39 protein-coding genes and 1 pseudogene are annotated in these 24258 nt (G+C 45.9%); 31 read left to right on the plus strand and 9 right to left on the minus strand.

All coding sequences use genetic code 11. The features are described 5' to 3' along the window. Positions 1-7: 7 nt before the first annotated feature. The 29 genes from rlmB to rplQ all read left to right on the plus strand — a co-directional run bounded on the left by rlmB (position 8) and on the right by rplQ (position 14815). On the plus strand, positions 8-748 hold the full coding sequence (gene rlmB, locus AACU59_RS14895; protein WP_010318756.1) for a 23S rRNA (guanosine(2251)-2'-O)-methyltransferase RlmB: 741 nt from the start codon (positions 8-10) through the stop codon (positions 746-748). Between the two features lie 423 nt (positions 749-1171). Beyond that, positions 1172-1483 (plus strand): 30S ribosomal protein S10, encoded by a 312-nt coding sequence (gene rpsJ, locus AACU59_RS14900; RefSeq protein WP_001181007.1) that lies wholly within the window; start codon positions 1172-1174, stop codon positions 1481-1483. Positions 1484-1497: 14 nt separating this feature from the next. After that, positions 1498-2127, plus strand: a complete 630-nt coding sequence (gene rplC / locus AACU59_RS14905; protein WP_013855921.1) for a 50S ribosomal protein L3 — start codon at positions 1498-1500, stop codon at positions 2125-2127. Between the two features lie 16 nt (positions 2128-2143). Then, positions 2144-2746: a 50S ribosomal protein L4 gene (rplD, locus tag AACU59_RS14910; RefSeq protein WP_010318759.1), complete on the plus strand. Its 603-nt coding sequence runs from the start codon at positions 2144-2146 to the stop codon at positions 2744-2746. Beyond that, on the plus strand, positions 2743-3045 hold the full coding sequence (gene rplW / locus AACU59_RS14915) for a 50S ribosomal protein L23 (RefSeq protein WP_010318760.1): 303 nt from the start codon (positions 2743-2745) through the stop codon (positions 3043-3045). Before rplD ends, rplW begins: the two co-directional genes overlap by 4 nt. Positions 3046-3061: 16 nt before the next feature. Further along, entirely contained in the window at positions 3062-3886 is an 825-nt protein-coding gene (rplB, locus tag AACU59_RS14920; RefSeq protein ID WP_013855922.1) for a 50S ribosomal protein L2, read from the plus strand. Between the two features lie 20 nt (positions 3887-3906). Further along, the gene (gene rpsS / locus AACU59_RS14925) at positions 3907-4185 is read left to right on the plus strand and encodes a 30S ribosomal protein S19 (protein WP_010318762.1); all 279 of its coding nucleotides are present in this window, start codon (positions 3907-3909) and stop codon (positions 4183-4185) included. Positions 4186-4195: 10 nt separating this feature from the next. Beyond that, entirely contained in the window at positions 4196-4528 is a 333-nt protein-coding gene (gene rplV / locus AACU59_RS14930; protein ID WP_026027327.1) for a 50S ribosomal protein L22, read from the plus strand. A gap of 19 nt (positions 4529-4547) precedes the next feature. Further along, positions 4548-5246 (plus strand): 30S ribosomal protein S3, encoded by a 699-nt coding sequence (gene rpsC, locus AACU59_RS14935; protein WP_010318764.1) that lies wholly within the window; start codon positions 4548-4550, stop codon positions 5244-5246. An 11-nt stretch (positions 5247-5257) separates the two neighbouring features. Then, the gene (rplP, locus tag AACU59_RS14940; RefSeq protein WP_010318765.1) at positions 5258-5668 is read left to right on the plus strand and encodes a 50S ribosomal protein L16; all 411 of its coding nucleotides are present in this window, start codon (positions 5258-5260) and stop codon (positions 5666-5668) included. Further along, on the plus strand, positions 5668-5859 hold the full coding sequence (gene rpmC / locus AACU59_RS14945; RefSeq protein WP_010318766.1) for a 50S ribosomal protein L29: 192 nt from the start codon (positions 5668-5670) through the stop codon (positions 5857-5859). The genes rplP and rpmC overlap by 1 nt, the downstream gene beginning before the upstream one ends. After that, complete coding sequence (gene rpsQ / locus AACU59_RS14950; RefSeq protein ID WP_013855925.1) at positions 5859-6113, plus strand: 30S ribosomal protein S17; 255 nt, start codon at positions 5859-5861, stop codon at positions 6111-6113. Before rpmC ends, rpsQ begins: the two co-directional genes overlap by 1 nt. A gap of 160 nt (positions 6114-6273) precedes the next feature. After that, the gene (rplN, locus tag AACU59_RS14955; RefSeq protein ID WP_010318768.1) at positions 6274-6645 is read left to right on the plus strand and encodes a 50S ribosomal protein L14; all 372 of its coding nucleotides are present in this window, start codon (positions 6274-6276) and stop codon (positions 6643-6645) included. A gap of 12 nt (positions 6646-6657) precedes the next feature. Beyond that, positions 6658-6975, plus strand: coding sequence for a 50S ribosomal protein L24 (rplX, locus tag AACU59_RS14960; protein ID WP_010318769.1), 318 nt, complete (start codon positions 6658-6660; stop codon positions 6973-6975). A gap of 24 nt (positions 6976-6999) precedes the next feature. Then, a complete protein-coding gene (gene rplE, locus AACU59_RS14965; protein ID WP_010318770.1) occupies positions 7000-7539 on the plus strand; it encodes a 50S ribosomal protein L5 in 540 nt (179 codons plus the stop codon). Between the two features lie 17 nt (positions 7540-7556). Continuing rightward, positions 7557-7862, plus strand: a complete 306-nt coding sequence (rpsN, locus tag AACU59_RS14970; RefSeq protein ID WP_010318771.1) for a 30S ribosomal protein S14 — start codon at positions 7557-7559, stop codon at positions 7860-7862. 29 nt (positions 7863-7891) lie between these two features. Further along, positions 7892-8284, plus strand: a complete 393-nt coding sequence (rpsH, locus tag AACU59_RS14975; RefSeq protein ID WP_010318772.1) for a 30S ribosomal protein S8 — start codon at positions 7892-7894, stop codon at positions 8282-8284. 10 nt (positions 8285-8294) lie between these two features. Beyond that, entirely contained in the window at positions 8295-8828 is a 534-nt protein-coding gene (rplF, locus tag AACU59_RS14980) for a 50S ribosomal protein L6 (protein ID WP_010318773.1), read from the plus strand. Positions 8829-8837: 9 nt separating this feature from the next. Then, entirely contained in the window at positions 8838-9191 is a 354-nt protein-coding gene (rplR, locus tag AACU59_RS14985) for a 50S ribosomal protein L18 (RefSeq protein ID WP_013855926.1), read from the plus strand. A gap of 14 nt (positions 9192-9205) precedes the next feature. Continuing rightward, on the plus strand, positions 9206-9706 hold the full coding sequence (rpsE, locus tag AACU59_RS14990) for a 30S ribosomal protein S5 (RefSeq protein WP_010318775.1): 501 nt from the start codon (positions 9206-9208) through the stop codon (positions 9704-9706). A 5-nt stretch (positions 9707-9711) separates the two neighbouring features. Beyond that, a complete protein-coding gene (rpmD, locus tag AACU59_RS14995; protein ID WP_004398455.1) occupies positions 9712-9888 on the plus strand; it encodes a 50S ribosomal protein L30 in 177 nt (58 codons plus the stop codon). Positions 9889-9893: 5 nt separating this feature from the next. Beyond that, positions 9894-10328 carry a 50S ribosomal protein L15 gene (rplO, locus tag AACU59_RS15000; protein ID WP_010318777.1) on the plus strand — a complete coding sequence of 145 codons (435 nt, stop codon included), beginning with the start codon at positions 9894-9896 and terminating at the stop codon, positions 10326-10328. A 20-nt stretch (positions 10329-10348) separates the two neighbouring features. Further along, a complete protein-coding gene (secY, locus tag AACU59_RS15005; protein ID WP_017046739.1) occupies positions 10349-11683 on the plus strand; it encodes a preprotein translocase subunit SecY in 1335 nt (444 codons plus the stop codon). A gap of 27 nt (positions 11684-11710) precedes the next feature. Beyond that, complete coding sequence (gene rpmJ, locus AACU59_RS15010) at positions 11711-11824, plus strand: 50S ribosomal protein L36 (RefSeq protein WP_000868186.1); 114 nt, start codon at positions 11711-11713, stop codon at positions 11822-11824. A gap of 147 nt (positions 11825-11971) precedes the next feature. After that, the gene (gene rpsM, locus AACU59_RS15015; protein ID WP_010318779.1) at positions 11972-12328 is read left to right on the plus strand and encodes a 30S ribosomal protein S13; all 357 of its coding nucleotides are present in this window, start codon (positions 11972-11974) and stop codon (positions 12326-12328) included. Positions 12329-12348: 20 nt separating this feature from the next. Further along, entirely contained in the window at positions 12349-12738 is a 390-nt protein-coding gene (gene rpsK / locus AACU59_RS15020; RefSeq protein WP_001118870.1) for a 30S ribosomal protein S11, read from the plus strand. Positions 12739-12765: 27 nt separating this feature from the next. After that, on the plus strand, positions 12766-13386 hold the full coding sequence (gene rpsD, locus AACU59_RS15025; protein WP_013855928.1) for a 30S ribosomal protein S4: 621 nt from the start codon (positions 12766-12768) through the stop codon (positions 13384-13386). Between the two features lie 23 nt (positions 13387-13409). Continuing rightward, positions 13410-14402, plus strand: a complete 993-nt coding sequence (locus AACU59_RS15030; RefSeq protein ID WP_010318781.1) for a DNA-directed RNA polymerase subunit alpha — start codon at positions 13410-13412, stop codon at positions 14400-14402. Positions 14403-14428: 26 nt separating this feature from the next. After that, positions 14429-14815 carry a 50S ribosomal protein L17 gene (gene rplQ / locus AACU59_RS15035; RefSeq protein ID WP_017042856.1) on the plus strand — a complete coding sequence of 129 codons (387 nt, stop codon included), beginning with the start codon at positions 14429-14431 and terminating at the stop codon, positions 14813-14815. A 180-nt stretch (positions 14816-14995) separates the two neighbouring features. Here the strand turns inward: rplQ and AACU59_RS15040 are convergent, their stop codons facing one another. Beyond that, positions 14996-15616, minus strand: a complete 621-nt coding sequence (locus tag AACU59_RS15040; RefSeq protein ID WP_010318783.1) for an FKBP-type peptidyl-prolyl cis-trans isomerase — start codon at positions 15614-15616, stop codon at positions 14996-14998. 235 nt (positions 15617-15851) lie between these two features. Here AACU59_RS15040 and AACU59_RS15045 point away from each other — a divergent pair, with 235 nt between their 5' ends. Next, on the plus strand, positions 15852-16415 hold the full coding sequence (locus tag AACU59_RS15045; protein ID WP_161437774.1) for a LysM-like peptidoglycan-binding domain-containing protein: 564 nt from the start codon (positions 15852-15854) through the stop codon (positions 16413-16415). Positions 16416-16438: 23 nt separating this feature from the next. On the opposite strand, the gene AACU59_RS15050 is transcribed toward AACU59_RS15045, so the two are convergent. Then, the gene (locus AACU59_RS15050) at positions 16439-16891 is read right to left on the minus strand and encodes a GNAT family N-acetyltransferase (protein ID WP_013855931.1); all 453 of its coding nucleotides are present in this window, start codon (positions 16889-16891) and stop codon (positions 16439-16441) included. Between the two features lie 177 nt (positions 16892-17068). Between AACU59_RS15050 and dbpA the strand changes: the two genes are divergently transcribed. After that, entirely contained in the window at positions 17069-18454 is a 1386-nt protein-coding gene (dbpA, locus tag AACU59_RS15055; RefSeq protein WP_017042859.1) for an ATP-dependent RNA helicase DbpA, read from the plus strand. A gap of 50 nt (positions 18455-18504) precedes the next feature. On the opposite strand, the gene AACU59_RS15060 is transcribed toward dbpA, so the two are convergent. From AACU59_RS15060 to AACU59_RS15090, 7 genes and pseudogenes are all read right to left on the minus strand, one after another. Then, positions 18505-20274 (minus strand): lysophospholipid acyltransferase family protein, encoded by a 1770-nt coding sequence (locus AACU59_RS15060; RefSeq protein ID WP_094145496.1) that lies wholly within the window; start codon positions 20272-20274, stop codon positions 18505-18507. 4 nt (positions 20275-20278) lie between these two features. After that, positions 20279-20731, minus strand: a complete 453-nt coding sequence (locus AACU59_RS15065) for a hypothetical protein (protein WP_013855934.1) — start codon at positions 20729-20731, stop codon at positions 20279-20281. Between the two features lie 10 nt (positions 20732-20741). Then, positions 20742-21179 (minus strand): YHS domain-containing (seleno)protein, encoded by a 438-nt coding sequence (locus AACU59_RS15070; RefSeq protein WP_019282416.1) that lies wholly within the window; start codon positions 21177-21179, stop codon positions 20742-20744. Between the two features lie 10 nt (positions 21180-21189). Continuing rightward, positions 21190-21957, minus strand: coding sequence for an NRDE family protein (locus tag AACU59_RS15075; RefSeq protein ID WP_094133344.1), 768 nt, complete (start codon positions 21955-21957; stop codon positions 21190-21192). A 1-nt stretch (position 21958) separates the two neighbouring features. Next, positions 21959-22507 (minus strand): hypothetical protein, encoded by a 549-nt coding sequence (locus AACU59_RS15080; protein ID WP_013855937.1) that lies wholly within the window; start codon positions 22505-22507, stop codon positions 21959-21961. 34 nt (positions 22508-22541) lie between these two features. Then, positions 22542-23675 carry a D-alanine--D-alanine ligase gene (locus tag AACU59_RS15085; RefSeq protein WP_094145495.1) on the minus strand — a complete coding sequence of 378 codons (1134 nt, stop codon included), beginning with the start codon at positions 23673-23675 and terminating at the stop codon, positions 22542-22544. Next, positions 23672-24258, minus strand: a pseudogene (locus AACU59_RS15090) (DedA family protein). Before AACU59_RS15090 ends, AACU59_RS15085 begins: the two are co-directional and overlap by 4 nt.

Here is a 24258-nt window from a genome sequence, read left to right on the forward strand (position 1 = left end):
GTAAATCATGAGTAACGAATGTATTTATGGTATTCACGCGGTCAGCGCTGTACTTGAAAAAGATCCAGCGCGATTGATTGAAGCGTTTGTACTGAAAGGGCGGCAAGATGATCGCCTGCTTCCACTGTTAAATGAACTGCAACATTGCGGTGTCTCTATTCAACATATGGGACGTAAAACATTGGATGATAAGGCTCAAGGGGCGAATCATCAGGGCATCATTGCTCGTGTAAAACCAGCAAAACAGCTTAATGAACATGATTTAGAAGCAATCATCGCACAGCATGAACAACCGCTATTACTGGTTTTGGATGGTGTTACCGACCCGCATAATCTCGGCGCATGCTTGCGTAACGCTGATGCTGCCGGGGTCGCTGCGGTGATCGTACCGAAAGATAAGTCAGCACCAATGACAGCAACGGTCAGCAAGGTCGCTTGTGGCGCTGCCGAAACAGTGCCTTTAGTTCGAGTGACAAATCTTGCACGTACCATGCGCGCCCTTCAAGAACAAGGCGTATGGTTTGTTGGCACTGCCGGCGAGGCGACGCATGACATTTACCAAGCCAAACTGACAGGGCCCCTTGCGATTGTTATGGGCGCTGAAGGGGATGGTATGCGCCGCTTAACGCGCGAAACCTGCGATGATCTGATCAAAATACCGATGGCGGGCACCGTTTCTAGCCTAAACGTATCAGTAGCGGCTGGGATCTGTCTGTTTGAAGCAGTGAGACAGCGCCAAGCTGTATAATTGTGCATCAGGGATAAAAGGATAGGGTAGTGAGTGCTCACCTCATCTTTCTATCCCTTCTATTACTTCCTCAGTGAAAGAAGAAATAGATAGTTTATAAGTTTAATTTCTACACAGCGCTTGCATGTGTAATGGTGATCTGTATAATGCACCGCACTGGTTAAATCCAGTTGTGAACCAATGAGCAGTGAGGAGTAAACTGACCTAGCTGTTAGTTTAGTAACGTATACTCAGCTTATGTTCGCAGTTAATACAATTAGCTCTGTTGCGTTTAGTAATAGATTAAAGTTAATCGAAAATTAACTGACAATGTGCCTAATTTTGGCACTACGGTTTCACATAAATCAATCGGCATTCTCTCGTTTTAACGAGTTTGAGTGGCGATATTGTTTGTGTAATTTTTAATTATTGGAGCTCTGTCTCATGCAGAACCAACGTATCCGTATCCGCCTAAAAGCGTTCGATTACAAACTAATCGATGCTTCTACAGCGGAAATCGTTGAAACAGCTAAGCGTACCGGCGCACAGGTTCGTGGTCCTATTCCACTTCCTACTCGTAAAGAGCGTTTCACTGTTCTTATCTCTCCACACGTCAACAAAGATGCTCGTGATCAGTACGAAATTCGTACTCACAAACGTCTAATCGACATCGTTGAGCCAACAGATAAAACTGTTGATGCACTGATGCGCCTAGATCTAGCTGCTGGCGTTGACGTACAAATCAGCCTAGGTTAAGGGAGATTAGAAGAATGATTGGTCTAGTCGGACGTAAAGTGGGTATGACCCGCGTATTTACTGAAGAAGGCGTTTCTATCCCAGTAACTGTTGTTGAGGTTGAAGCAAACCGTATTTCTCAAGTGAAAACTCTTGAGACTGACGGCTATGCAGCAATCCAGGTAACTACTGGTACTAAGAAAGCCAACCGTGTAACTAAACCAGAAGCTGGTCACTTTGCGAAAGCAGGTGTAGAAGCTGGTCGCGGTCTTTGGGAATTCCGTTTAGAAAACGGCGAAGAGTTTGAAGTTGGCACTGAGCTAAATGTAGAACTTTTCAACGAAGTTAAAAAAGTAGACGTTACTGGTACATCTAAAGGTAAAGGTTTCCAAGGTGCTGTTAAGCGCTGGAATTTCCGTACCCAAGATATGACTCACGGTAACTCTTTGTCTCACCGTGCACCGGGTTCAATTGGCCAATGTCAAACTCCAGGTCGCGTGTTCAAAGGCAAAAAAATGGCAGGTCACATGGGTGCTGAGCGTGTAACGACTCAAAACCTAGAGATCGTACGTGTTGACGCTGAGCGCAATCTGCTTCTTATTAAAGGTGCAGTACCAGGTGCAACTGGCGCTAACGTGATCGTCAAACCAGCTATTAAAGCATAACGTCTAGGAGTAAGTAATGGAATTGATGGTTAAAGGTGCTAACGCACTAACTGTTTCCGAAACTACTTTCGGACGTGAGTTCAACGAAGCCCTTGTACATCAAGTAGTTGTTGCGTATGCAGCAGGTGCTCGTCAAGGTACTCGTGCTCAAAAGACACGTTCAGAAGTTTCTGGCGGTGGCGCTAAGCCATGGCGTCAAAAAGGTACTGGCCGTGCACGTGCTGGTACAATTCGTAGCCCAATCTGGCGTACAGGTGGTGTTACTTTTGCTGCGAAACCACAAGATCACAGCCAAAAAGTAAACAAAAAAATGTACCGCGGTGCTATGAAGAGCATTCTTTCTGAATTAGTTCGTCAAGAGCGTTTAATCGTTGTTGATAACTTCTCAGTAGAAGCACCAAAAACTAAAGAGCTATTAGCTAAGCTTAAAGAACTTGAGCTTAACGATGTACTCATCGTTACTGGCGAAGTAGACGAGAATCTATTCTTAGCTGCTCGCAACCTATATAAAGTTGACGCACGTGACGTAGCGGGTCTTGACCCAGTTAGCCTAATTGCGTTTGACAAGGTTCTAATGACTGCAGAAGCAGTTAAGCAAGTTGAGGAGATGCTGGCATGATCAGTGAAGAGCGTCTACTAAAAGTTCTACGTGCACCGCACATCTCTGAAAAAGCAACTATGACTGCTGAGAAAGCGAACACTATCGTTTTCAAAGTAGCAAAAGATGCAACTAAGAAAGAGATCAAAGCAGCTGTAGAAAAGCTATTTGAAGTTGAAGTTAAGTCTGTAAATACTCTTATCACTAAGGGTAAGACCAAACGTCAAGGTCTACGCCAAGGTCGCCGCAGCGACGTTAAAAAAGCGTATGTGACTTTGAAAGAAGGTCAAGATCTTGACTTTGTTGGCGGCGCGGAATAACAGGAGTAGTTGAATAATGGCTATTGTTAAATGTAAGCCGACTTCCCCTGGTCGTCGTCACGTCGTTAAAGTTGTTAACGCTGACCTACACAAGGGTAAGCCATACGCACCTCTTCTAGAGAAAAACTCTAAGAATGGTGGTCGTAACAACAACGGTCGTATCACAGTACGTCATATCGGTGGTGGTCATAAGCAACACTATCGTTTGGTTGACTTCAAACGTACTAAAGATGGCATCCCAGCGAAAGTTGAGCGTCTAGAATACGATCCAAACCGTAGCGCAAATATCGCTCTAGTTCTGTACGCAGACGGCGAGCGTCGTTACATTATCGCACCTAAAGGTGTTCAAGCTGGTGATACAATCCAGTCTGGTGTTGATGCGCCAATTAAAGCAGGTAACACTCTGCCAATGCGCAACATCCCAGTGGGTTCTACTATTCACTGTGTTGAACTTAAGCCTGGTAAAGGTGCACAGCTAGCTCGTTCGGCTGGTGCATATGCTCAACTTGTCGCTCGCGACGGTACTTATGCAACTATCCGCCTACGTTCTGGTGAAATGCGCAAAGTACTTTCTGAAGGCCGTGCAACAATCGGTGAAGTTGGTAACTCTGAGCACATGCTACGTGAACTAGGTAAAGCTGGTGCTTCACGCTGGCGCGGCGTACGTCCAACTGTACGTGGTGTAGTAATGAACCCGGTTGACCACCCACACGGTGGTGGTGAAGGCCGCACATCTGGTGGTCGTCACCCAGTATCTCCTTGGGGTATGCCTACTAAGGGCTTCAAGACTCGTAGCAACAAACGCACCGACAAGTACATCGTACGTCGTCGTAATAAGTAATCTATATAAGAGGATAAGCCATGCCACGTTCTCTCAAGAAAGGTCCATTTATTGACCTACACTTGCTGAAGAAGGTAGAGAAAGCGGTGGAAAGCGGAGACAAAAAGCCTATTAAGACTTGGTCCCGTCGTTCAATGATCATTCCATCAATGATTGGTTTGACCATCGCTGTCCATAATGGTCGTCAGCACGTTCCAGTATTTGTCACTGATGAAATGATCGGTCACAAACTGGGCGAATTCGCACCAACTCGTACTTACCGTGGTCACGCTGCGGATAAGAAAGCTAAGAAGCGCTAAGGAGTAAATGATGGAAGCTATTGCTAAACATAACTTTGCTCGCATTTCTCCTCAGAAAGCTCGCTTAGTTGCAGATCTAATCCGTGGTAAATCTGTGGATCAGGCTCTTGAAATCCTAACTTTCAGCAACAAAAAAGCGGCTGTATTAGTTAAGAAAGTTCTAGAGTCAGCTATCGCTAACGCAGAACACAACGAAGGTGCAGATATCGACGATCTTAATGTCGCTAAAATCTTCGTAGATGAGGGCCCGGTCATGAAGCGTATTATGCCTCGTGCAAAAGGCCGTGCGGATCGTATCTTGAAGCGTTCAAGCCACATCACTGTTGTTGTAGCAGACCGCTAAGAGACTAGGAGAGTAAGCAATGGGTCAGAAAGTACATCCTAATGGTATTCGTCTTGGCATCGTTAAGCCTTGGAATGCTACATGGTTTGCTAACACCAAAGATTTCGCTGACAACCTAGACGGCGACTTCAAGGTACGTCAGTTCCTTACTAAGGAACTTTCAAAAGCGTCTCTATCACGCATCGTTATCGAGCGTCCTGCTAAGAGCATTCGTGTGACTATCCACACTGCTCGCCCAGGCGTTGTTATCGGTAAGAAAGGTGAAGACGTTGAGAAGCTACGCGCAGCTGTAGCTAAAATTGCAGGTGTACCAGCGCAAATTAACATCGCTGAAGTACGTAAGCCTGAGCTAGACGGCCAATTAGTGGCTGATAGCATCGCGTCTCAACTAGAGCGTCGCGTTATGTTCCGTCGTGCTATGAAGCGTGCGGTACAAAATGCTATGCGTCTAGGCGCTAAAGGTATCAAAGTGGAAGTAAGCGGTCGTCTTGGCGGCGCTGAAATTGCACGTTCTGAGTGGTACCGTGAAGGCCGTGTGCCTCTACACACTCTACGTGCTGACATTGATTACGCAACTTCTTCGGCTCACACTCAATACGGTGTGATCGGCGTTAAAGTTTGGATCTTCAAGGGTGAAATCCTTGGTGGTATGCCAGCTGCAAACGCTGTTGAGCCAAAGGCTGACAAGCCTAAGAAGCAGCGTAAAGGCCGTAAGTAAGGAGTCGACTGATGCTACAACCTAAACGCACTAAGTTCCGTAAGGTTCATACTGGTCGCAACCGCGGTCTAGCTAAAGGTACTGACGTAAGCTTCGGTACATTTGGTCTTAAAGCCGTTGGACGTGGTCGTCTAACTGCTCGTCAGATCGAAGCGGCACGTCGTGCAATGACACGTCACGTTAAGCGTCAAGGTAAAATCTGGATCCGTGTGTTCCCAGATAAGCCAATCACTGAAAAACCACTAGAAGTTCGTCAAGGTAAGGGTAAAGGTAACGTTGAGTACTGGGTAGCCCAAATCCAACCTGGTAAGGTTATGTACGAAATGGACGGTGTACCTGAAGAATTGGCACGTGAAGCGTTCCGCCTAGCGGCTCGTAAACTGCCATTCAAAACTACATTCGTAATTAAACAGGTGATGTGATGAAAGCACTAGATCTACGCGCAAAAAGCGCTGAAGAGCTTAACGCTGAGCTATTGAATTTGCTACGTGAACAGTTCAACTTGCGCATGCAAGCAGCAACTGGTCAACTGCAGCAAACTCATACTTTGAAAGCTGTACGCCGTGATATCGCACGCGTTAAAACTGTTTTGACTGAGAAGGCAGGCGAATAATGAGCGACAAAATTCGTACTCAACTAGGTCGTGTTATTAGTGACAAGATGGATAAATCTATCACTGTTGCTATCGAGCGCATGGTGAAACACCCAATTTACGGTAAATTCGTAAAGCGTACGACTAAAGTACACGCACATGACGAAAACAACGAGTGTGGCCTAGGCGATACCGTTGAGATTCGTGAGTGTCGTCCTCTGTCTAAGACTAAGTCTTGGACATTGGTTAAAGTTATAGAAAAAGCGAAGATGTAATCATCGTTATTCTATGATTTTAAACGGCTCCAAAGTTTTTTTGGAGCCGTTTATTTTTTGTCTACCCAATCTTAGGAAAGGGTGGTACAATTCGCGTCCCTTTTAAAGAGGCAGCCCGACCCGAGAGGGTCTAGTTTTAATATTTAGCGGAGCACTAACAATGATCCAAATGCAAAGTACACTTGATGCAGCTGATAACTCAGGCGCGCGCAAGGTAATGTGTATTAAGGTTCTGGGTGGCTCTCACCGCCGTTATGCACATATCGGTGACATCATCAAAGTTACAGTGAAGGAAGCAATTCCTCGCGGTAAAGTTAAAAAAGGTGATGTACTGAAGGCGGTGGTAGTTCGCACCCGTAAAGGCGTACGTCGTCCAGACGGTTCTGTCATTCGCTTCGACCGTAATGCTTGCGTATTGTTGAACAATAATACAGAGCAACCTATCGGTACACGTATCTTTGGTCCAGTGACTCGTGAACTTCGCAATGCGAAATTTATGAAAATCGTGTCACTAGCACCTGAAGTTCTGTAAGGAGCGGCACACATGGCAGCTAAAATCCGTCGTAATGACGAAGTAATCGTTCTTGCTGGTAAAGATAAAGGCAAGAAAGGTAAAGTAACTAAGGTTCTCGTAACTGGTAAAGTTATCGTTGAAGGTATCAACCTTGTTAAAAAACACCAAAAGCCGGTTCCGGCTCTAGGTCAACAAGGTGGCATCGTTGAACAAGAAGCAGCTATTGATGCTTCTAACGTTGCAATCTTTAACGCAGCAACTGGTAAAGCGGACCGTATCGGTTTCCGTTTTGAAGACGGCAAAAAAGTTCGTTTCTTCAAATCTAACGGTGAAATCGTTTCTAACTAATTAGAAGTAATTTGGAGTTCTACTATGGCGAAACTGCATGATTACTACAAGTCGTCTGTAGTGACTGAACTGACCAAACAGTTCGGTTACACAAGCGTCATGCAAGTCCCTAGGATTGATAAAATCACCCTAAACATGGGCGTTGGTGAAGCTATCAACGATAAGAAACTATTAGAAAATGCAGCAGCTGATATGGCTACGATCTCTGGTCAAAAACCACTGATCACTAAAGCTCGTAAATCTGTTGCAGGTTTCAAAATTCGTGAAGGCTACCCAATTGGTTGTAAAGTAACCTTGCGTGGCGAACGTATGTGGGATTTTTTAGAGCGTTTAATCTCTATTGCACTTCCACGTGTACGTGACTTCCGTGGTGTTAGCGCTAAGTCTTTTGACGGACGCGGTAACTACAGCATGGGCGTTCGCGAGCAAATCATCTTCCCAGAAATCGACTACGATAAAGTCGATCGTGTACGCGGTCTTGATATCACTATCACGACTTCTGCTGGTACCGATGAGGAAGGCCGTGCTCTGCTGGCTGCCTTTAACTTCCCATTCCGTAAGTAAGGTGAAGGGTTACTGTTATGGCTAAACAATCAATGAAAGCACGTGAAGTAAAACGTGCAAAGCTAGTAGCTAAGTTCGCAGAAAAGCGTGCAATGCTAAAAGCTACCATCAGCGATGTAAACGCATCTGAAGAAGATCGTTGGAACGCAGTTCTTAAACTGCAAGCTCTTCCACGTGATTCAAGTGCTTCACGTCAGCGCAACCGTTGCAACCAAACTGGTCGTCCACACGGTTTCCTACGTAAGTTCGGTCTAAGCCGCATCAAAGTTCGCGAAGCTTGCATGAAAGGCGAGATTCCTGGACTTCGTAAGGCTAGCTGGTAATTGCCACTTAATCATTTGGAGTAAATCTTATGAGCATGCAAGATCCGATTTCGGATATGCTGACCCGCATTCGTAACGGTCAGGCAGCAAATAAAGTTGCTGTAAAAATGCCTTCTTCAAAGCTTAAAGTTGCAATTGCTGCACTGCTAAAAGCTGAAGGTTATATCGCAGATTTCGCTGTTGAAGGCGAAGTAAAACCTGAGCTAGAAGTTACTCTTAAGTACTTCCAAGCTAAACCAGTAATCGAGCAAATCCAACGTGTTTCACGTCCTGGTCTACGCGTTTATAAGAAAAAAGACGCGTTACCAACAGTGATGGGCGGTATGGGTGTTGCTGTGGTGTCCACTTCCAAGGGTCTGATGTCTGACCGTGCTGCTCGCAAAGCAGGTCTTGGCGGTGAAATCATTTGCTACGTAGCGTAAGGAGTAGGATATGTCTCGTGTTGCTAAAGCACCTGTCGCTATTCCAGCTGGCGTAGAGGTGAAACTAAACGGCCAAGAAATCACTGTAAAAGGTGGTAAAGGTGAGCTGACTCGCGTCCTGAATAAAGGCGTAGTTATTGCACAGGAAGAAAACAACCTTACTTTCGGTCCTCGTGAAGGTGTTGCTAACGCTTGGGCACAAGCAGGTACTGCTCGTGCACTAGTAAACAACATGGTTGTTGGTGTTACTGCAGGCTTTACTAAGAAGCTTGTTCTTAAAGGTGTTGGTTACCGTGCTGCTATTAAAGGCAACTCAGTAAGTCTTACTTTAGGCTTCTCACACCCTGTAGAGCATGAACTACCAGCGGGTATCAATGCTGAATGTCCTAGCCAAACTGAAATTGTCCTAACTGGTTGCGATAAGCAAGTAGTGGGTCAAGTTGCGGCTGACATCCGTTCTTACCGTGAGCCAGAACCTTATAAAGGTAAAGGCGTCCGTTACGCAGATGAAAATGTGCGTAGTAAAGAAGCTAAGAAGAAGTAAGGTAACACTATGGATAAGAAAGCATCTCGCATCCGTCGTGCTACACGCGCACGTCGTAAGATTGCTGAACTGGGTGCAACTCGCCTAGTAGTACACCGTACTCCTCGTCACGTGTACGCTCAGGTTATCGCATCAAACGGCTCTGAGGTTATCGCAGCAGCTTCTACTGTAGAAAAAGCGATCCGTGAGCTAGTTAAGAACACCGGTAACGTAGACGCAGCTAAAGCGGTAGGTAAAGCTATTGCAGAACGCGCTCTTGAAAAAGGCGTATCAGCTGTTGCGTTTGATCGTTCTGGTTTCCAATACCACGGTCGAGTAGCGGCGCTAGCAGAATCTGCTCGCGAAGCTGGTCTGAAATTCTAAGGTAGGGTTGGAAGATGGCTAAAGAACAACAACAAGCTAGTGATTTGCAAGAAAAATTAATCGCAGTTAACCGTGTTTCTAAAACGGTTAAAGGTGGTCGAATCATGAGCTTTACTGCACTAACTGTAGTTGGTGACGGTAATGGTCGCGTAGGTTTCGGATACGGCAAAGCTCGTGAAGTACCTGCAGCGATTCAAAAAGCAATGGAAAAAGCGCGTCGTAACATGGTTACTATCGCTCTTAACGAAGGCACTCTTCACCACGCGGTGAAAGGTCGTCACTCGGGCTCTAAAGTTTACATGCAGCCAGCTGCAGAAGGTACAGGTGTTATCGCCGGTGGTGCGATGCGTGCTGTACTAGAAGTTGCCGGTGTACATAACGTACTTGCGAAAGCGTACGGTTCTACTAACCCAATCAACGTTGTTCGTGCAACAGTTGCTGGTCTAGTAGATGTGAAGTCACCAGAAATGGTTGCAGCTAAACGTGGTCTCACTGTTGAAGCGATTTCGGAGTAAGCACCATGGCAACTATTAAAGTAACTCAAACTAAAAGCTCAATTGGTCGTCTACCAAAGCACAAAGCTACTTTGCGTGGTCTAGGCCTTCGTCGTATCAACCATACAGTAGAACTTGAAGATACACCGTGTGTACGCGGTATGATCAACAAGGTTTACTACATGGTTAAAGTTGAGGAGTAATCAGAATGCGTTTGAATACTCTATCACCGGCTGCTGGTTCTAAGCACGCTCCTAAGCGTCTAGGCCGTGGTATCGGTTCTGGCCTTGGTAAAACAGGTGGCCGCGGTCACAAAGGTCAAAAGTCACGTTCTGGCGGTACAGTTCGTCCAGGTTTTGAAGGCGGTCAAATGCCTCTAAAACAACGTCTACCTAAATTTGGTTTCACTTCTCGTAAGAGCCTAGTGTCTGCTGAAATTCGTCTAGCTGAGCTAGCGAAAGTTACGGGTGACGTGGTCGATCTAAACAGCTTGAAAGCAGCTAACCTAATCACTAAGAACATCGAAAATGTTAAAGTTGTTCTTTCTGGTGAGATTAGCAAAGCAGTGACTGTGAAAGGTCTTCGCGTGACTAAAGGCGCTAAAGCTGCAATCGAAGCTGCAGGCGGTAAAATCGAGGAATAATCTCGAGGAACGAGGTACAGATGGCTAAGAAACCAGGACAAGATTTTCGTAGTGCTCAGAGCGGCTTAAGTGAGCTAAAGTCGCGCTTATTATTCGTAATTGGTGCACTTTTAGTATTCCGAGCCGGTTCTTTTGTGCCGATTCCTGGTATTGACGCAGCTGTACTTGCCGATTTGTTCGAACAGCAAAAAGGTACCATCGTTGAAATGTTTAACATGTTCTCCGGTGGTGCTCTTTCGCGTGCATCTATCTTAGCATTGGGCATCATGCCGTATATTTCGGCGTCAATTGTTGTCCAATTGCTAACTGTAGTTCATCCAGCGTTAGCCGAACTCAAGAAAGAGGGTGAGGCAGGGCGTCGTAAGATTAGCCAATATACGCGTTATGGCACGCTTGTACTTGCAATATTCCAAGCTATTGGTATCGCAACAGGCTTACCAAACATGGTCAACAATCTGGTTGTTATCGACCAAACCATGTTTACCCTGATTGCTACCGTGAGTTTAGTAACTGGCACCATGTTCTTAATGTGGTTAGGTGAACAAATTACTGAGCGTGGAATAGGAAATGGTATTTCCATTTTGATTTTTGCAGGTATTGTTGCTGGATTGCCTTCGGCAATCGGACAAACGATTGAGCAAGCGCGTCAAGGTGAATTGCATGTGCTTCTTCTGTTGTTAATTGCGGTACTTTCTTTTGCTGTAATTTATTTCGTTGTTTTCATGGAACGTGGTCAGCGTCGTATTGTCGTTAACTATGCAAAGCGTCAACAAGGTCGTAAAGTGTTTGCAGCGCAAAGTACTCACTTGCCATTGAAAATTAATATGGCGGGTGTAATACCTGCAATTTTTGCATCGAGTATTATTTTGTTCCCAGGAACATTAGCTCAGTGGTTTGGTCAAAATGGTGAGAGCAGCACATTCGGTTGGTTAACTGATGTGTCTTTGGCTCTTAGCCCTGGTCAACCTCTGTACGTTATGCTTTATGCAGCAGCGATTATTTTCTTCTGTTTCTTTTACACAGCGTTGGTGTTTAACCCTCGTGAAACAGCGGATAACTTGAAGAAGTCCGGTGCGTTCGTACCCGGCATCCGCCCAGGTGAGCAGACAGCGAGATACATTGATAAAGTAATGACCAGACTAACCTTAGCGGGCGCTCTCTACATTACCTTTATCTGTCTGATTCCCGAGTTCATGATGGTCGCGTGGAACGTACGTTTCTACTTCGGCGGCACATCACTACTTATCGTAGTGGTTGTGATTATGGACTTTATGGCACAGGTACAGACTCATATGATGTCCCAACAGTATGATTCTGTGTTGAAAAAAGCAAATCTGAAGGGCTACGGCCGTTAATTCAGATTTCACTTACGGAGTTTAGCAATGAAAGTTCGTGCTTCCGTTAAAAAAATCTGTCGTAACTGTAAAGTAATCAAGCGTAACGGTGTCGTTCGCGTGATTTGCAGTGAGCCAAAGCACAAGCAGCGCCAAGGCTAATTAGCAGAAATTTTTACTTGAAATATAAAGGTCGGTCGAGTATATTCCTCGGCCTACCTTTTGTGTGCAAAAGAAGTAGTATGCCGCAGCGTATCCTCGACGGGCTTTGCTGCGGATAATTTCTTATATAAGTACTAGGAGTGAATAGTGGCCCGTATAGCAGGCATTAACATTCCTGATCAGAAGCATGCTGTAATTGCATTAACTGCAATCTACGGCATCGGCAAGACCCGTTCGAAAGCTATCTTAGCTGATTTGGGTATTGCTGAAAGTGTTAAGATCAGTGAACTAACTGAAGAGCAGATCGATCTACTGCGTGATGGTGTAGCTAAATACACTGTAGAGGGTGATCTTCGTCGTGAAGTTTCCATGAACATCAAGCGTCTTATGGACCTTGGCTGTTACCGTGGTCTTCGTCATCGTCGCAGTCTACCACTACGTGGACAGCGTACTAAAACCAACGCTCGTACCCGTAAGGGTCCGCGTAAACCGATCAAGAAATAGTCGGAAGGGTATAGAGTACAATGGCAAAACAACCAACTCGCGCACGTAAGCGTGTACGCAAGCAAGTTGCTGATGGCGTAGCGCACATCCATGCATCTTTCAATAACACAATCGTAACTATCACAGACCGTCAAGGTAATGCTCTAGCTTGGGCAACTGCTGGTGGTTCTGGTTTCCGCGGTTCTCGTAAGTCTACTCCGTTCGCTGCACAGGTTGCTGCTGAGCGTTGTGCTGAAATGGCTAAAGAATACGGCCTTAAGAACCTAGAGGTTATGGTTAAGGGTCCAGGTCCAGGTCGTGAATCAACTGTTCGCGCACTGAACGCTGCTGGTTTCCGTATCACTAACATTGTTGATGCGACACCAATCCCTCATAACGGTTGTCGTCCACCTAAGAAACGCCGCGTATAACGTTTCTAGGAAGATTGGAGAAAGATCATGGCAAGATATTTGGGTCCTAAGCTGAAGCTTAGCCGCCGCGAAGGTACTGACTTGTTCCTTAAGTCAGGCATTCGTGCGATTGATACCAAGTGTAAAATTGACAACGCACCAGGTGTACACGGCGCTCGTCGCGGTCGTCTATCTGAGTACGGTGTTCAGCTTCGTGAGAAGCAAAAAGTTCGTCGTATTTATGGCGTTCTAGAAAAACAATTCCGTAACTACTACAAAGAAGCTGCACGTCTTAAAGGCAATACTGGTGAAAACCTACTTCAGCTTCTTGAAGGTCGTCTTGATAACGTAGTTTACCGCATGGGCTTTGGCGCTACTCGCGCAGAAGCACGTCAGCTAGTAAGCCACAAAGCTATCCTAGTTAACGGTAAAGTTGTAAACGTTCCTTCTTTCAATGTTGCGGTTAACGACGTTGTTGCAATCCGTGAGAAAGCTAAAAAGCAATCTCGCATTAAAGCAGCTCTAGAAGTTGCTGAACAACGCGAAAAACCAACTTGGATTGAAGTAGATGGCGGCCAAATGGAAGGTACATTCAAGCGTATGCCTGAGCGTTCTGACCTGTCAGCTGACATCAACGAACAATTGATCGTCGAGCTTTACTCTAAGTAAGGTTAAACTAAAGAGAGGACACAATGCAGGGTTCTGTAACAGAATTTCTTAAGCCACGTCTTGTTGATATCGAACAGATTAGCACGACACACGCAAAAGTAACTCTTGAGCCGTTAGAGCGTGGTTTCGGCCATACTCTGGGTAATGCACTTCGCCGTATTCTTCTATCTTCAATGCCAGGTTGTGCTGTAACTGAAGTGGAGATTGAAGGCGTACTACACGAGTACAGCACCAAAGAAGGCATTCAAGAAGATATCCTTGAGATCCTTCTGAACCTAAAAGGTTTGGCTGTTCGCGTTGCCGAAGGCAAAGATGAAGTGTTCATTACGCTGAACAAATCAGGCTCGGGCCCTGTTGTTGCAGGTGACATCACCCATGATGGTGATGTAGAGATCACTAACCCTGAGCACGTGATTTGTCATCTAACGGATGACAACGCTGAGATCGCTATGCGTATCAAAGTAGAACGTGGTCGTGGTTATGTTCCAGCTTCAGCTCGTATCCATACTGAAGAAGATGAGCGTCCAATCGGTCGTCTACTTGTAGATGCTACTTACAGCCCAGTAGACAAAATTGCCTACTCTGTGGAAGCCGCTCGCGTAGAACAACGTACTGATTTAGATAAGCTCGTTATCGATATGGAAACGAACGGTACTCTAGAACCTGAGGAAGCAATCCGTCGTGCAGCAACTATTCTTGCTGAACAATTGGATGCGTTCGTAGATCTTCGTGATGTACGTGTACCTGAGGAGAAGGAAGAGAAGCCAGAATTCGATCCAATCCTACTGCGTCCTGTAGACGATCTTGAACTAACAGTTCGCTCTGCTAACTGTTTGAAAGCAGAAGCGATTCACTACATCGGTGATCTAGTACAGCGCACTGAGGTTGAGCTACTTAAAACGCCAAACCTTGGTAAGAAATCTCTTACAGAGATTAAAGACGTGCTTGCATCACGTGGTCTATCTTTGGGCATGCGCCTAGAGAACTGGCCGCCAGCGTCTATCGCTGAAGATTAATCGATACTAGTTAGAAGGATTAGGTCATGCGCCATCGTAAGAGTGGTCGTCAACTCAACCGCAACAGCAGTCATCGCAAAGCGATGTTCAGCAACATGGCTAGCTCTCTAGTACGTCATGAAGTTATCAAGACTACTTTGCCAAAAGCAAAAGAGCTACGTCGCGTCGTTGAGCCTTTGATTACACTAGCTAAGACTGACAGTGTTGCAAACCGTCGTCTAGCATTTGCTCGCACTCGTGATAACGAAGTTGTGGCAAAACTATTTAACGAACTAGGTCCACGTTTTGCAGCTCGCCAAGGCGGCTACACACGTATCCTAAAGTGCGGTTTCCGTACTGGTGATAAAGCTCCAATGGCATACATTGAGCTTGTCGATCGCCCAGAAGTAGCTGTAGAAGCTGCTGCTGAGTAATCAGTTCGTATAATTAAAAAAGCCGAGTAGTAATACTCGGCTTTTTTGTATGCGTAGATTTTATCTTTGAACACAGGCTAACCAGATAATTATGCGTAGTGTCGTTTTTGATAGATGCTAAGTAAGAAATACTAATAAAAAAAGGTCAGCGAATGCCAACCTTCTCACTATCAATTCTATTTATAGAATATCGAGTAGCTCTACTTCAAATACTAGAGCTGCAAAAGGAGGAATTGCAGCGCCAGCGCCACGCTCACCGTAGGCAAGATCTTGTGGAATATAGAGTTTCCATTTTGAACCCACAGGCATCAGTTGTAGTGCTTCTACCCAACCTTTGATTACACCTGTTACTGGGAATTCAGCTGGTTGACCGCGAGATACAGAGCTATCAAATACTGTACCGTCAGTCAATTCACCGTGGTAATGAACACGTACTTGCTTGTCAGATGTCGGGATATCCCCCGTACCTTCTGTAAGAATTTCGTACTGTAGACCAGATTCAAGCACGGTCACTTCAGGGCGTAGTGCGTTATCTGTTAAGAATACTTCACCGTCGGCTGCGGCTGCTTTGGCAGCTTCTTGGCGCAGAGATTCTGCACGCATGTGCAACTCTTGCAGTGCATTATTGATTTCATCAATTTCAATTGATGGCATGTCGCCTACTAATGCGGTTGCGATACCTGCGGCGATGGCGTCAACGTTAAGTCCTTCTAGACCACTACCCGCAAGTTGTTGGCCCATTTGTAGACCGATACCGTAGCTTGCTTTTTGCTCTACAGTGTCAAATTTTACTTCAGACATAAACAGTCACTCTTTTTATGTAAATAAACAAGTGCCAAAGGATATCAGTTTCAAGCATGGGATGAAATGCTAATGGGAAATATCCAATATTGAACCTTCAGGTTGTGACAAATCGCAGATCCCAAAGAAAAATGTTCAAGATTGTGTCAACGTTTACGTTATCGCCACCTTGGCTCTATACTGATCCCTCTTGAGTTTTTATACTGTAGCTCGACAGAAAAGGAGACGGGTTAAGATGAATCGTCGTCACAAGAAGAAACCGCAAACTGATTATTTAGCGTTTATCCAACAGAAGTGGCATGCATTCGATTGGCGTGGCCTTATTTTACGTGTTCGCACAGTTTGGCTGGCGCTGCCTAAGCTTCACCAGCGCGCTTTATTAGCGATCGTTCCAGTAGTGTGTTTGCTCATTATTATTCCTTTTCCTGAGCGAACAGAGCAGGCCGCTCTACCGAAAAGTAATGAGCGTGTGGAAATCAGCATTAATACGGTTGGGTTGAGTGAACAAAAAACGCCTCAACAAACCGATCGTAAATCTGAGTTCTGGCGAGAGTACACGGTTAAAAACGGGGACACTTTGTCGCAGGTTTTTCGGGCAAATGATTTACCGATGTCTGATCTTAATGCCTTAGTCAAAATTGAAGGCAGTGACAAACCGCTCAGCCAAATTACCCAAGGCCAATTAGTTCGCTTCAAACTCGCGGCTGATGGGCAACTCGATGTCCTGCAACTTGAGAAAAACGATCAATCAGTGATGTTTTTCAGGCGCTCAGATGGCGGATTTGGCCGTAGTAAATAACACGCTTTGATCAAGAGGGTTATTTACTTGCTGAGCTGCATGTCGATATGCGGGATATCATCTTCTAGATACATCGCCGACGTTTGTTGAAAACCATAACTTTGATAGAAGCTAGCAAGATAGTGCTGTGCACCAATTTCAATATCTTGATTGGGCCACAGCTTCTGGCATTCGGCTAATGCTTGCTGCATTAATTGGTGTCCAAGGCCATTTCCTCTCGCTTCTTTTTGGGTTGCAATGCGACCAATACTGACACTTGGGTAGCTAATCCCCGCAGGGAGTAAGCGCGCGCAGGCAACAATCTGCTGATCCTGTTCACCAATTAAATGAAAAACACCCGGCTGAATATCCTTATTATCCAATTCAGGGTAAGGACAGGTTTGTTCGACCACAAAGACATCGACGCGCAGTTTAAGTAGCGCATAAAGTTGATGAGTGGTTAATTGTGAGAATGAAAGACAGTGCCAAGTAATCATCGTAGTGCCCCTTTAAAAATGGATGTCGTTACTCTATCAAGCTTAAGTGCATGATTCATTAACAAAGGTTAAGAGTGAGCTACAAACTTGATGAATGATAAATAAAGATTCACTAGCCACACGAGGTTAAATAACGATAATAGGCGTTTAATTTTCGTCTAACGAAAGGACGGTCTCTTGAGTAATCTCTCTTTTTCAACGGTAAATCTACAACCAGAACTTCTTTCTAACCTCGATACTTTGGGATACACCAAGATGACGCCGATTCAGGCGTTAAGCTTGCCAACCATTTTGGCGGGTAAGGATGTGATTGGCCAAGGAAAAACAGGCTCAGGAAAAACAGCAGCGTTTGGTTTAGGCGTATTATCTAACCTCAACGTTAAGCGTTTTCGCGTTCAAGCTTTGGTGCTATGCCCAACGCGGGAGTTAGCCGATCAAGTCGCAACGGATATTCGCACACTCGGCCGCGCCATTCATAATATTAAAGTGCTCACCTTGTGTGGCGGCATGCCAATGGGGCCACAAATTGGTTCGTTAGAGCACGGTGCACATATTTTGGTTGGTACTCCGGGGCGTATTCTTGACCATTTAGACAAAGGTCGTATCGATCTCTCTGAGCTCAATACGTTAGTGCTTGATGAAGCGGACCGAATGCTCGAAATGGGTTTCCAAGAAGCGCTGGATGCGATCATCAATGAAACGCCAACCAGCCGTCAAACATTGCTGTTTAGTGCTACGTTCCCAAATCAAATCAAACAAATTGCGCAGCGGATTATGCGTGAGCCTGAAATGGTCAAAGTTGAATCCACCCATGATACGTCCAGCATTCAGCAATATTTTTATAAAGTAGAGGGTACAGAGGCGCGTGATCGCGCGTTAGAACTGCTGCTTTTACACCATCAGCCTGAATCTGCCGTGGTGTTCTGTAATACAAAGAAAGAAGTACAAAGTGTTGCTGAAGATCTACATCACAAGGGCTTTAGTGTGGTGGAACTGCATGGTGATTTAGAGCAGCGTGACCGTGACCAAGCTTTGGTGCAGTTTGCTAATAAAAGTATCTCCATTTTAGTTGCAACCGATGTGGCGGCACGTGGCCTTGATGTCGATAACTTAGATGCGGTATTTAACTTTGAGTTATCACGTGATCCTGAAGTGCACGTGCACCGCATTGGGCGTACTGGCCGAGCGGGCAGTAAAGGTTTAGCTTTTAGCTTCTTCAGTGACAGTGAAATGCACCGAGTGGCGATGATTGATGAATATATGGATATGCCCATCGAACCTGCTAAATTGCCTGATGCCAGTGCGCTAAACAACGCGCCTTATCAAGCCAATATGGTCACTATCCAGATTGATGGCGGTAAAAAGCAGAAAGTGCGCCCGGGAGATATTCTAGGGGCGTTGACCAGTAACGACGGTATTGACGGTCAATATGTCGGTAAAATTAACATGTTACCGATGCGCAGCTACGTTGCAGTCCATAAATCGGTGGCGAAAAAAGCACTGAAGAAAATGGAAAGCGGTAAGATGAAAGGACGCCAATTTAGAGCACGCCTTCTAAAATAAGCCCCTTCATTTAGAATTAAAGCCAGCGAACAACTCGCTGGCTTTTGCGTTTATGAGGGCTTTGAACTGAAAGGTGTCGAATTCAAATAAGCGCTGGCTTGCTCCTTACCCATGTATTTTGCCAGTGTATGCAGCGGAACTTGTTTCAAGTTCACTACAATTAAGCCATCTAACGCATTGTTAAACGCGGGGTCGACATTAAAACAGACGAGCTTGCCATTCATCCCTAAATATTGGCGCAGCAATACAGGAAGGCCCTTGCCATTTTCCATTTTTGCTAACACTTTCGACAGCAGAGAAATGCTTGCCAAAGAGGAGAGCAAGTTGGTTTGCCAAAATGTGTTCCCATTGCACCGTAGTGGAGTGGAAGGTGAAACCAAGGTTGCCTTTTCATGATCATAATGATGAATAGAGAGTGTGGCGGCCATTAATTGTCGCGCGGTGTGGCTGTAATCGTTGCTAATGCTTACTGGGCCAAACAAGTGCGTATATTGTGGATGACGCGCGACAAACGCAGCAATACCTTTCCACAGCATTAACAGTGAGTTGAGGTTGCGCTGGTATTTCGAGGAAACCACCGAGCGGCCTAGCTCAATACTGGTATCTAGTGTGTTGATGAAGGCTTCATCATACTGAAATAAGCTACGGGAATATAGCCCTGCTAACCCTTGCTTCGCTATCAGTTTATCCACTAACCCCAATCGATAAGCTCCAACAATTTGACGGTCTTTCTTGTGCCAAACAAAGAGTTGGTAGTAATGGCGATCATACTCATCAAGATCACAAGCTAAGCCGCTTCCTTCACCTACGGCGCGAAAACTCTCTTCACGAATTCGACCAATCTCTTGCAGTATGTGGGGTAACTGCTCGCTTGCGGCGCAATAGACAATCCAATCACCTTGCTCTAAGAGCTTGCTTTCGCTTGGCAGCGCGGCGAGATCTTGCTCAAGCTTCTCTACAATAAGCGCATCAATAATAGGAAGGGGCGATGTCACTAACTCTGGTGAGGATGGCGTTGCAGTGGGTGCTGCACTCATTAAATAGGTATTGAGACGCAGATAATGAACAATGTCTCGTTCCTGTTCAAATGCTTTCACTTCAGAATAGGGGATGGGATTGCCGATGGAAATCTCAATGTTGTGTGCCTGCTTATTCAGTAGCTCGCGGCCGAGCAATGCCGTTCGCAGTAGTGGATGAATTCGCCCCGCTTGATAAAACAGAGTGCTATTTTTACCATTAATAAAGATTGGGACGGTGGTGGCTTGGGCGCGTTTAACAAATTTGGCGACGGATTGACTCCATTCGATATCCGACAGTGTTTGCGATCCTTTGGGGTAAGTAGATACCTCACCAGCGGGGAAGATAATCAATAAGCCACCTTGAGCCAAATGAAGGTTCGCATCTCGAATGGCTTGCGCATTGGTGCTGCGAGCACTTTTGCTATTGAACACATCGACACCGATAAAGAGTTCACTAATTTCAGGCAGGCGCTTTAGCAACTGATTCGCCAGCACTTTAATATCGGTGCGTACTGAACCAATTAAATCGGCTAATATCACCCCTTCAATTGCGCCCAGCGGGTGGTTAGCGACGATCACCACTGGGCCTGTTTGTGGAATGTTATCGATGCTGCCTAAAGCAAGGCGATATTCGATATTGAGTGCCGCTAGCGTGTAGCGCATAAACTCAAAGCAAGAGGGTTTGGCAGGACGCTGCTGATACAGTTTATCCAGTGTTGCAAGACCAGAGGCCCATTCAACAATCGATTCTGCGACGCCAAATGGAGTGTGTCGTGGTAAACGAAAAGGACTGGCTAGCATATAATTACACTCCTTTATTCAGCCACTGGTGCAATAAACCATCACCGTTTTTGAGATCACGCCGCACCAAAAAAGCCGCACACAACCAAACAAGACAAGCCATCGCAAATAGCAGGCCGCTATCATTGCCGACCACTTCTCCTACTTGGTTAAACTCTGGCATCACAATGCCAAGAGGCGTAAATAAATGAAAGAAAATCGCACCACTCATAATGCCGACGCTCATCAGTGCACCAAGGCCATGCCAGCGGCTAAACAGCAAAATAGAGGCTATCAGTTCAGCCGTTCCGATTAAATACCCGCCATACACAGCAAACCAACCGAGGCCAGACCACGCACCTAAGGTGCCAAAAATATAGTTGGTTTCGTAAGAGCCGGAAAATTTAAAGACAAGCGATTGAATAAAAACAAACGCAATCAAGAGTGAGGGAAGATGTTGGCTAGCTTTAAACGTCATGGTGTAGCTCCTACTTAATTAAATTGGGCCAATTTTTATCGGCCTGTTGGATGTGCACCGCTTGGTTGGCATCCCATAATGTTTTGATCTTTTTGTCGTAATTGAGATAGAGCTTGCCGTCGACAATCGCCCATTGATTGGGATCTCCCGGAGCAAAATCGTTCTTTTCAGAGACGGCCCAAGCGCAGTAGCCGCCATATTGCGGCGCATATTGGTTAGGGTTATTCAGAAACAGTTCAAGGTTCTCTTTTGAAGAAAAATACCACTGAGCATTTTTATAAAGGGTCGAAAAATCGGAGGAGCCTTTTACTGGCTCTCCTTTGGTGAAGTAGGCGACGGTGTCATAGCCACTCAGCGCTTTATTGCTCAGAAAGCTGGTGTAAATTTCATCCTCAGCGAGGCTCACGCTGCTGACAAACAGCAGTAATAGTCCTAGTAAACGTTTCATTGTTGATTCCTCATAAATTGGCGACCCAAGGCGTGGTTTTGTCGATCTCATTACGCTGCTGGTGGAGTGATGTCTCACTGAGCTGTAAGCAAGGTGAACCTGAGATATAGGTCATATACTGCTGCTGTTGTGTGACGCGTAAATAGGTAAAGCTAACGGTGTGCGCATCTTGACGATGCATACAGGGTGCCCAATGTGGATGGGCGACATGGTGGTGGGCGTGAAACTTTAGTCGCTGTTGCACACTATCTTCCTCGGCGATTAAAGCTTGATAGAGCTGCGAGCGGTAGTGTTGCACCTGTTCTAAATCGACACTGGATGAAAATAGAGGCGATTGCGTCACCGCGATTTGGCTCTGTTCACCATTCCACGCCAGAGCCATTACATTGCCTTGTACATCAGTTAAATTAGGGTCGAAAGCAAGCAAAGTGAATGGTGCAAATTGCTGAAGGTTGAGCTGTGCAAACGCTTGGATAACCTTCTCAACACTGATTTGACTGGATAAATGCTTAAGCAATTGACCGCGGCTCACTAAGCGTTCGGCATCGGCTCCTTGGGGGATTTTACCTTGGTAATTATTGAGCAAGCACAAAGCCAAACCGCATTCATTAAGGCTGATCCAACTGCCTCCACCGGCAGGATCAATCGGCATCAACACTTCAACACCAGCTTGCGTGTATTGTTTAGGCGGCAACGCTAATGGGCGGTTTTTTTGTTCATCACGGTTAAAAAACAGATGATAGCCGTGTTTGTCGAGTAACCAAGAAACTGAGCACATGTTATTGCCCCCGAATGAAGGAGGCCGTGGCTGGCGCTAAGCCGAAAGCGGCATCAGTTTCTACATGCAGCAAATGAGCAACCACTTTAGCCATCGCAAAATGGTGCTGTGCATGCAAAGTGGCGAAGCTTAACTCTCGCTCCCATGTTGATGATAAAGAGCACACTTGCGTTTCCTGCAATGAGGTTTCAACAAGTACCGTAACGGATTTTTGGAGTGAGGCCGAGCACTGCGTTAACCATTGAATTAAATACTCAATTTCGGCCAAGGCCGCAGCGCGGGACGTCTCAACGAGGTGGCCCCGACGGCGTTGGTTGTAATCAATAGTGCTAGTTGAGTTAGCCAGCGCATGAAACAGATCCAACCAATGACGAAAATGTTGCCCCACTGAACTGGCGACAATTGGCGTGGCTAAGTGGGTGTAGTGCCTATCTTCTAACTGTTCGAGAAACTGGTGTGCTTGTTCCAGTGTTTCAATGCCGCCTTGGATCACGGGGGCATGATTAGGCTGCGATGCGCTTTGTTGTGAACTTGTGGTGATTGCAAACATATTTCTATCCCTATGATTGTTCTTATGGATAAAGTTAATCCGTGCTTGGGTAGTGTTCGGTTAAGGCCTTTTCTTTGCGCCAAGCGTTCAGCAGTTCAGCCATTTTGGGTGTTTGATGGCCTAACTTTCGCTGCTGCGCGCCAATGTCGAATAAGATTCGGTACTGTCTGAGTAAGGTTGAGAAGATCTCACGCAGCGGTGTTTCTCTATCCCAAATATGAGCGGCTTCACTGCTTGCGCCATTGATTTCCAAAATCGTGAACTGTTCTCCAGCCATCAATTGGTGAATATTGGCAAACTTGATATCGAGCCGCCCATAATGAAACCCGTCAACGTTGTTAAAAATCTCATCTAACTTGTTGGTGAGAGCGCGAGTAATGTAACGGTTACCATTGCGGAAAATCGATCCGCGACTATGGCTGCCCGCAAAGGCGAGTTGAAACTCCTGCCCTGCTTCAAGAACCTGATCGAGCTTCTCAAGGTGGCGAGGAAAATAGAGGTGAGGGAGTTGCCCTGCGCGTGGGCAGCGTTCAATTAACTGCTTTAAAGTGTGAATGCCATCCCCAGTGACAAACGGGGCATACTTAAGTGTGATGGAAATAATGTTGCCTTGAGCCTCACCGGGATAGCGCACATAAAATACGCCAGCTTCAGCCTGATACGGCGCTTTTTGTTGCAGTAAAAAACGGGCGTTAATCGGGAATGATTGGATGTAGTCACTCAGTTGCTGTTCATTTTGCAGCAGTTTGACGCCTACGCCGCGGCAGCCTAAATCTGGTTTAGCGACAAGAGGGAAATCCAACGATGCTTGTTGCATTGCAGACAGAGCCTGTGCTGTTTGCTGCTGAGCGGTTTGATGGCTTTTCGTTCGGGTGATAAAGGGCGATATCCACTGCTGAGCGTATTCGCCGGCTAGATTAAGAATGTCGTGTTTTGACTCTCCAACCATGCCGCTGAGCTTGATGCCAGGGTTTGCAATTAAGGGTAAGCCCCAGTTGCCATAACGCAGCCCTTGCAGCAGGCTTTGAATCACCACCGGAGTGTAGAAAAACCAACTGGGCAGAAATTCATAAGGAGAAATGCTGCGTTTGGTGTCTTGCTCTAAAAGCGGCATACCCGCGTTGATTTTGCCATGTGCAATGCAAGGCATTTCTAATTTGGCGTTCATGACAATCCTTTAGAAAATGATTTGTTGAGAAGACGATTGGTGAGCATTAATAGCCCAACCGCGATAGGAATAATGATCCATTGATAAGGAGAGGACTGTTGCCAAACCTGACTCCCTAGGTAATAAAGCGTTGAAAAAACGATCAGTGTCCACAGTGCTGTGGCCGTCAGTACGGAGCACAGAAATAGCGCCAACGGAATAGAAAAAAAGCCGCTCAAAGTAAAGCCCACCGTTCTTAGGCCGGGGACAAAGCGAATAATAAACAGATTTAAAAAAGTATGATGGTGCAGTTTGCGACGGACGGTTCGAAAATGTTTATTGGTCAGCGCTTGATAACGAAGCGGACGAACGCGTTGTGCCACTTGGCCTAAGTAATACAAACCGAGATCGCCACTGACAATGCCGACAAAAATAGCCAACAACGCCAAGCCGGGGGCATGAGATTTTGCAAAGCCAGTGTGGCGGCGGTGACAATAGCGACATCCTCTAACAAATAGGAAAGCAAAATTACGCCGATGAATAGTAAAGTCAGTGAATGACTTTCGGCTGTTAGAAAGGTTTGAATGTCGATAGCAAGCCCCAC

It is taken from the genome of Vibrio sp. V23_P3S9T160 (assembly GCF_963886625.1).
In the GTDB taxonomy this organism is placed as follows: domain Bacteria; phylum Pseudomonadota; class Gammaproteobacteria; order Enterobacterales; family Vibrionaceae; genus Vibrio; species Vibrio anguillarum.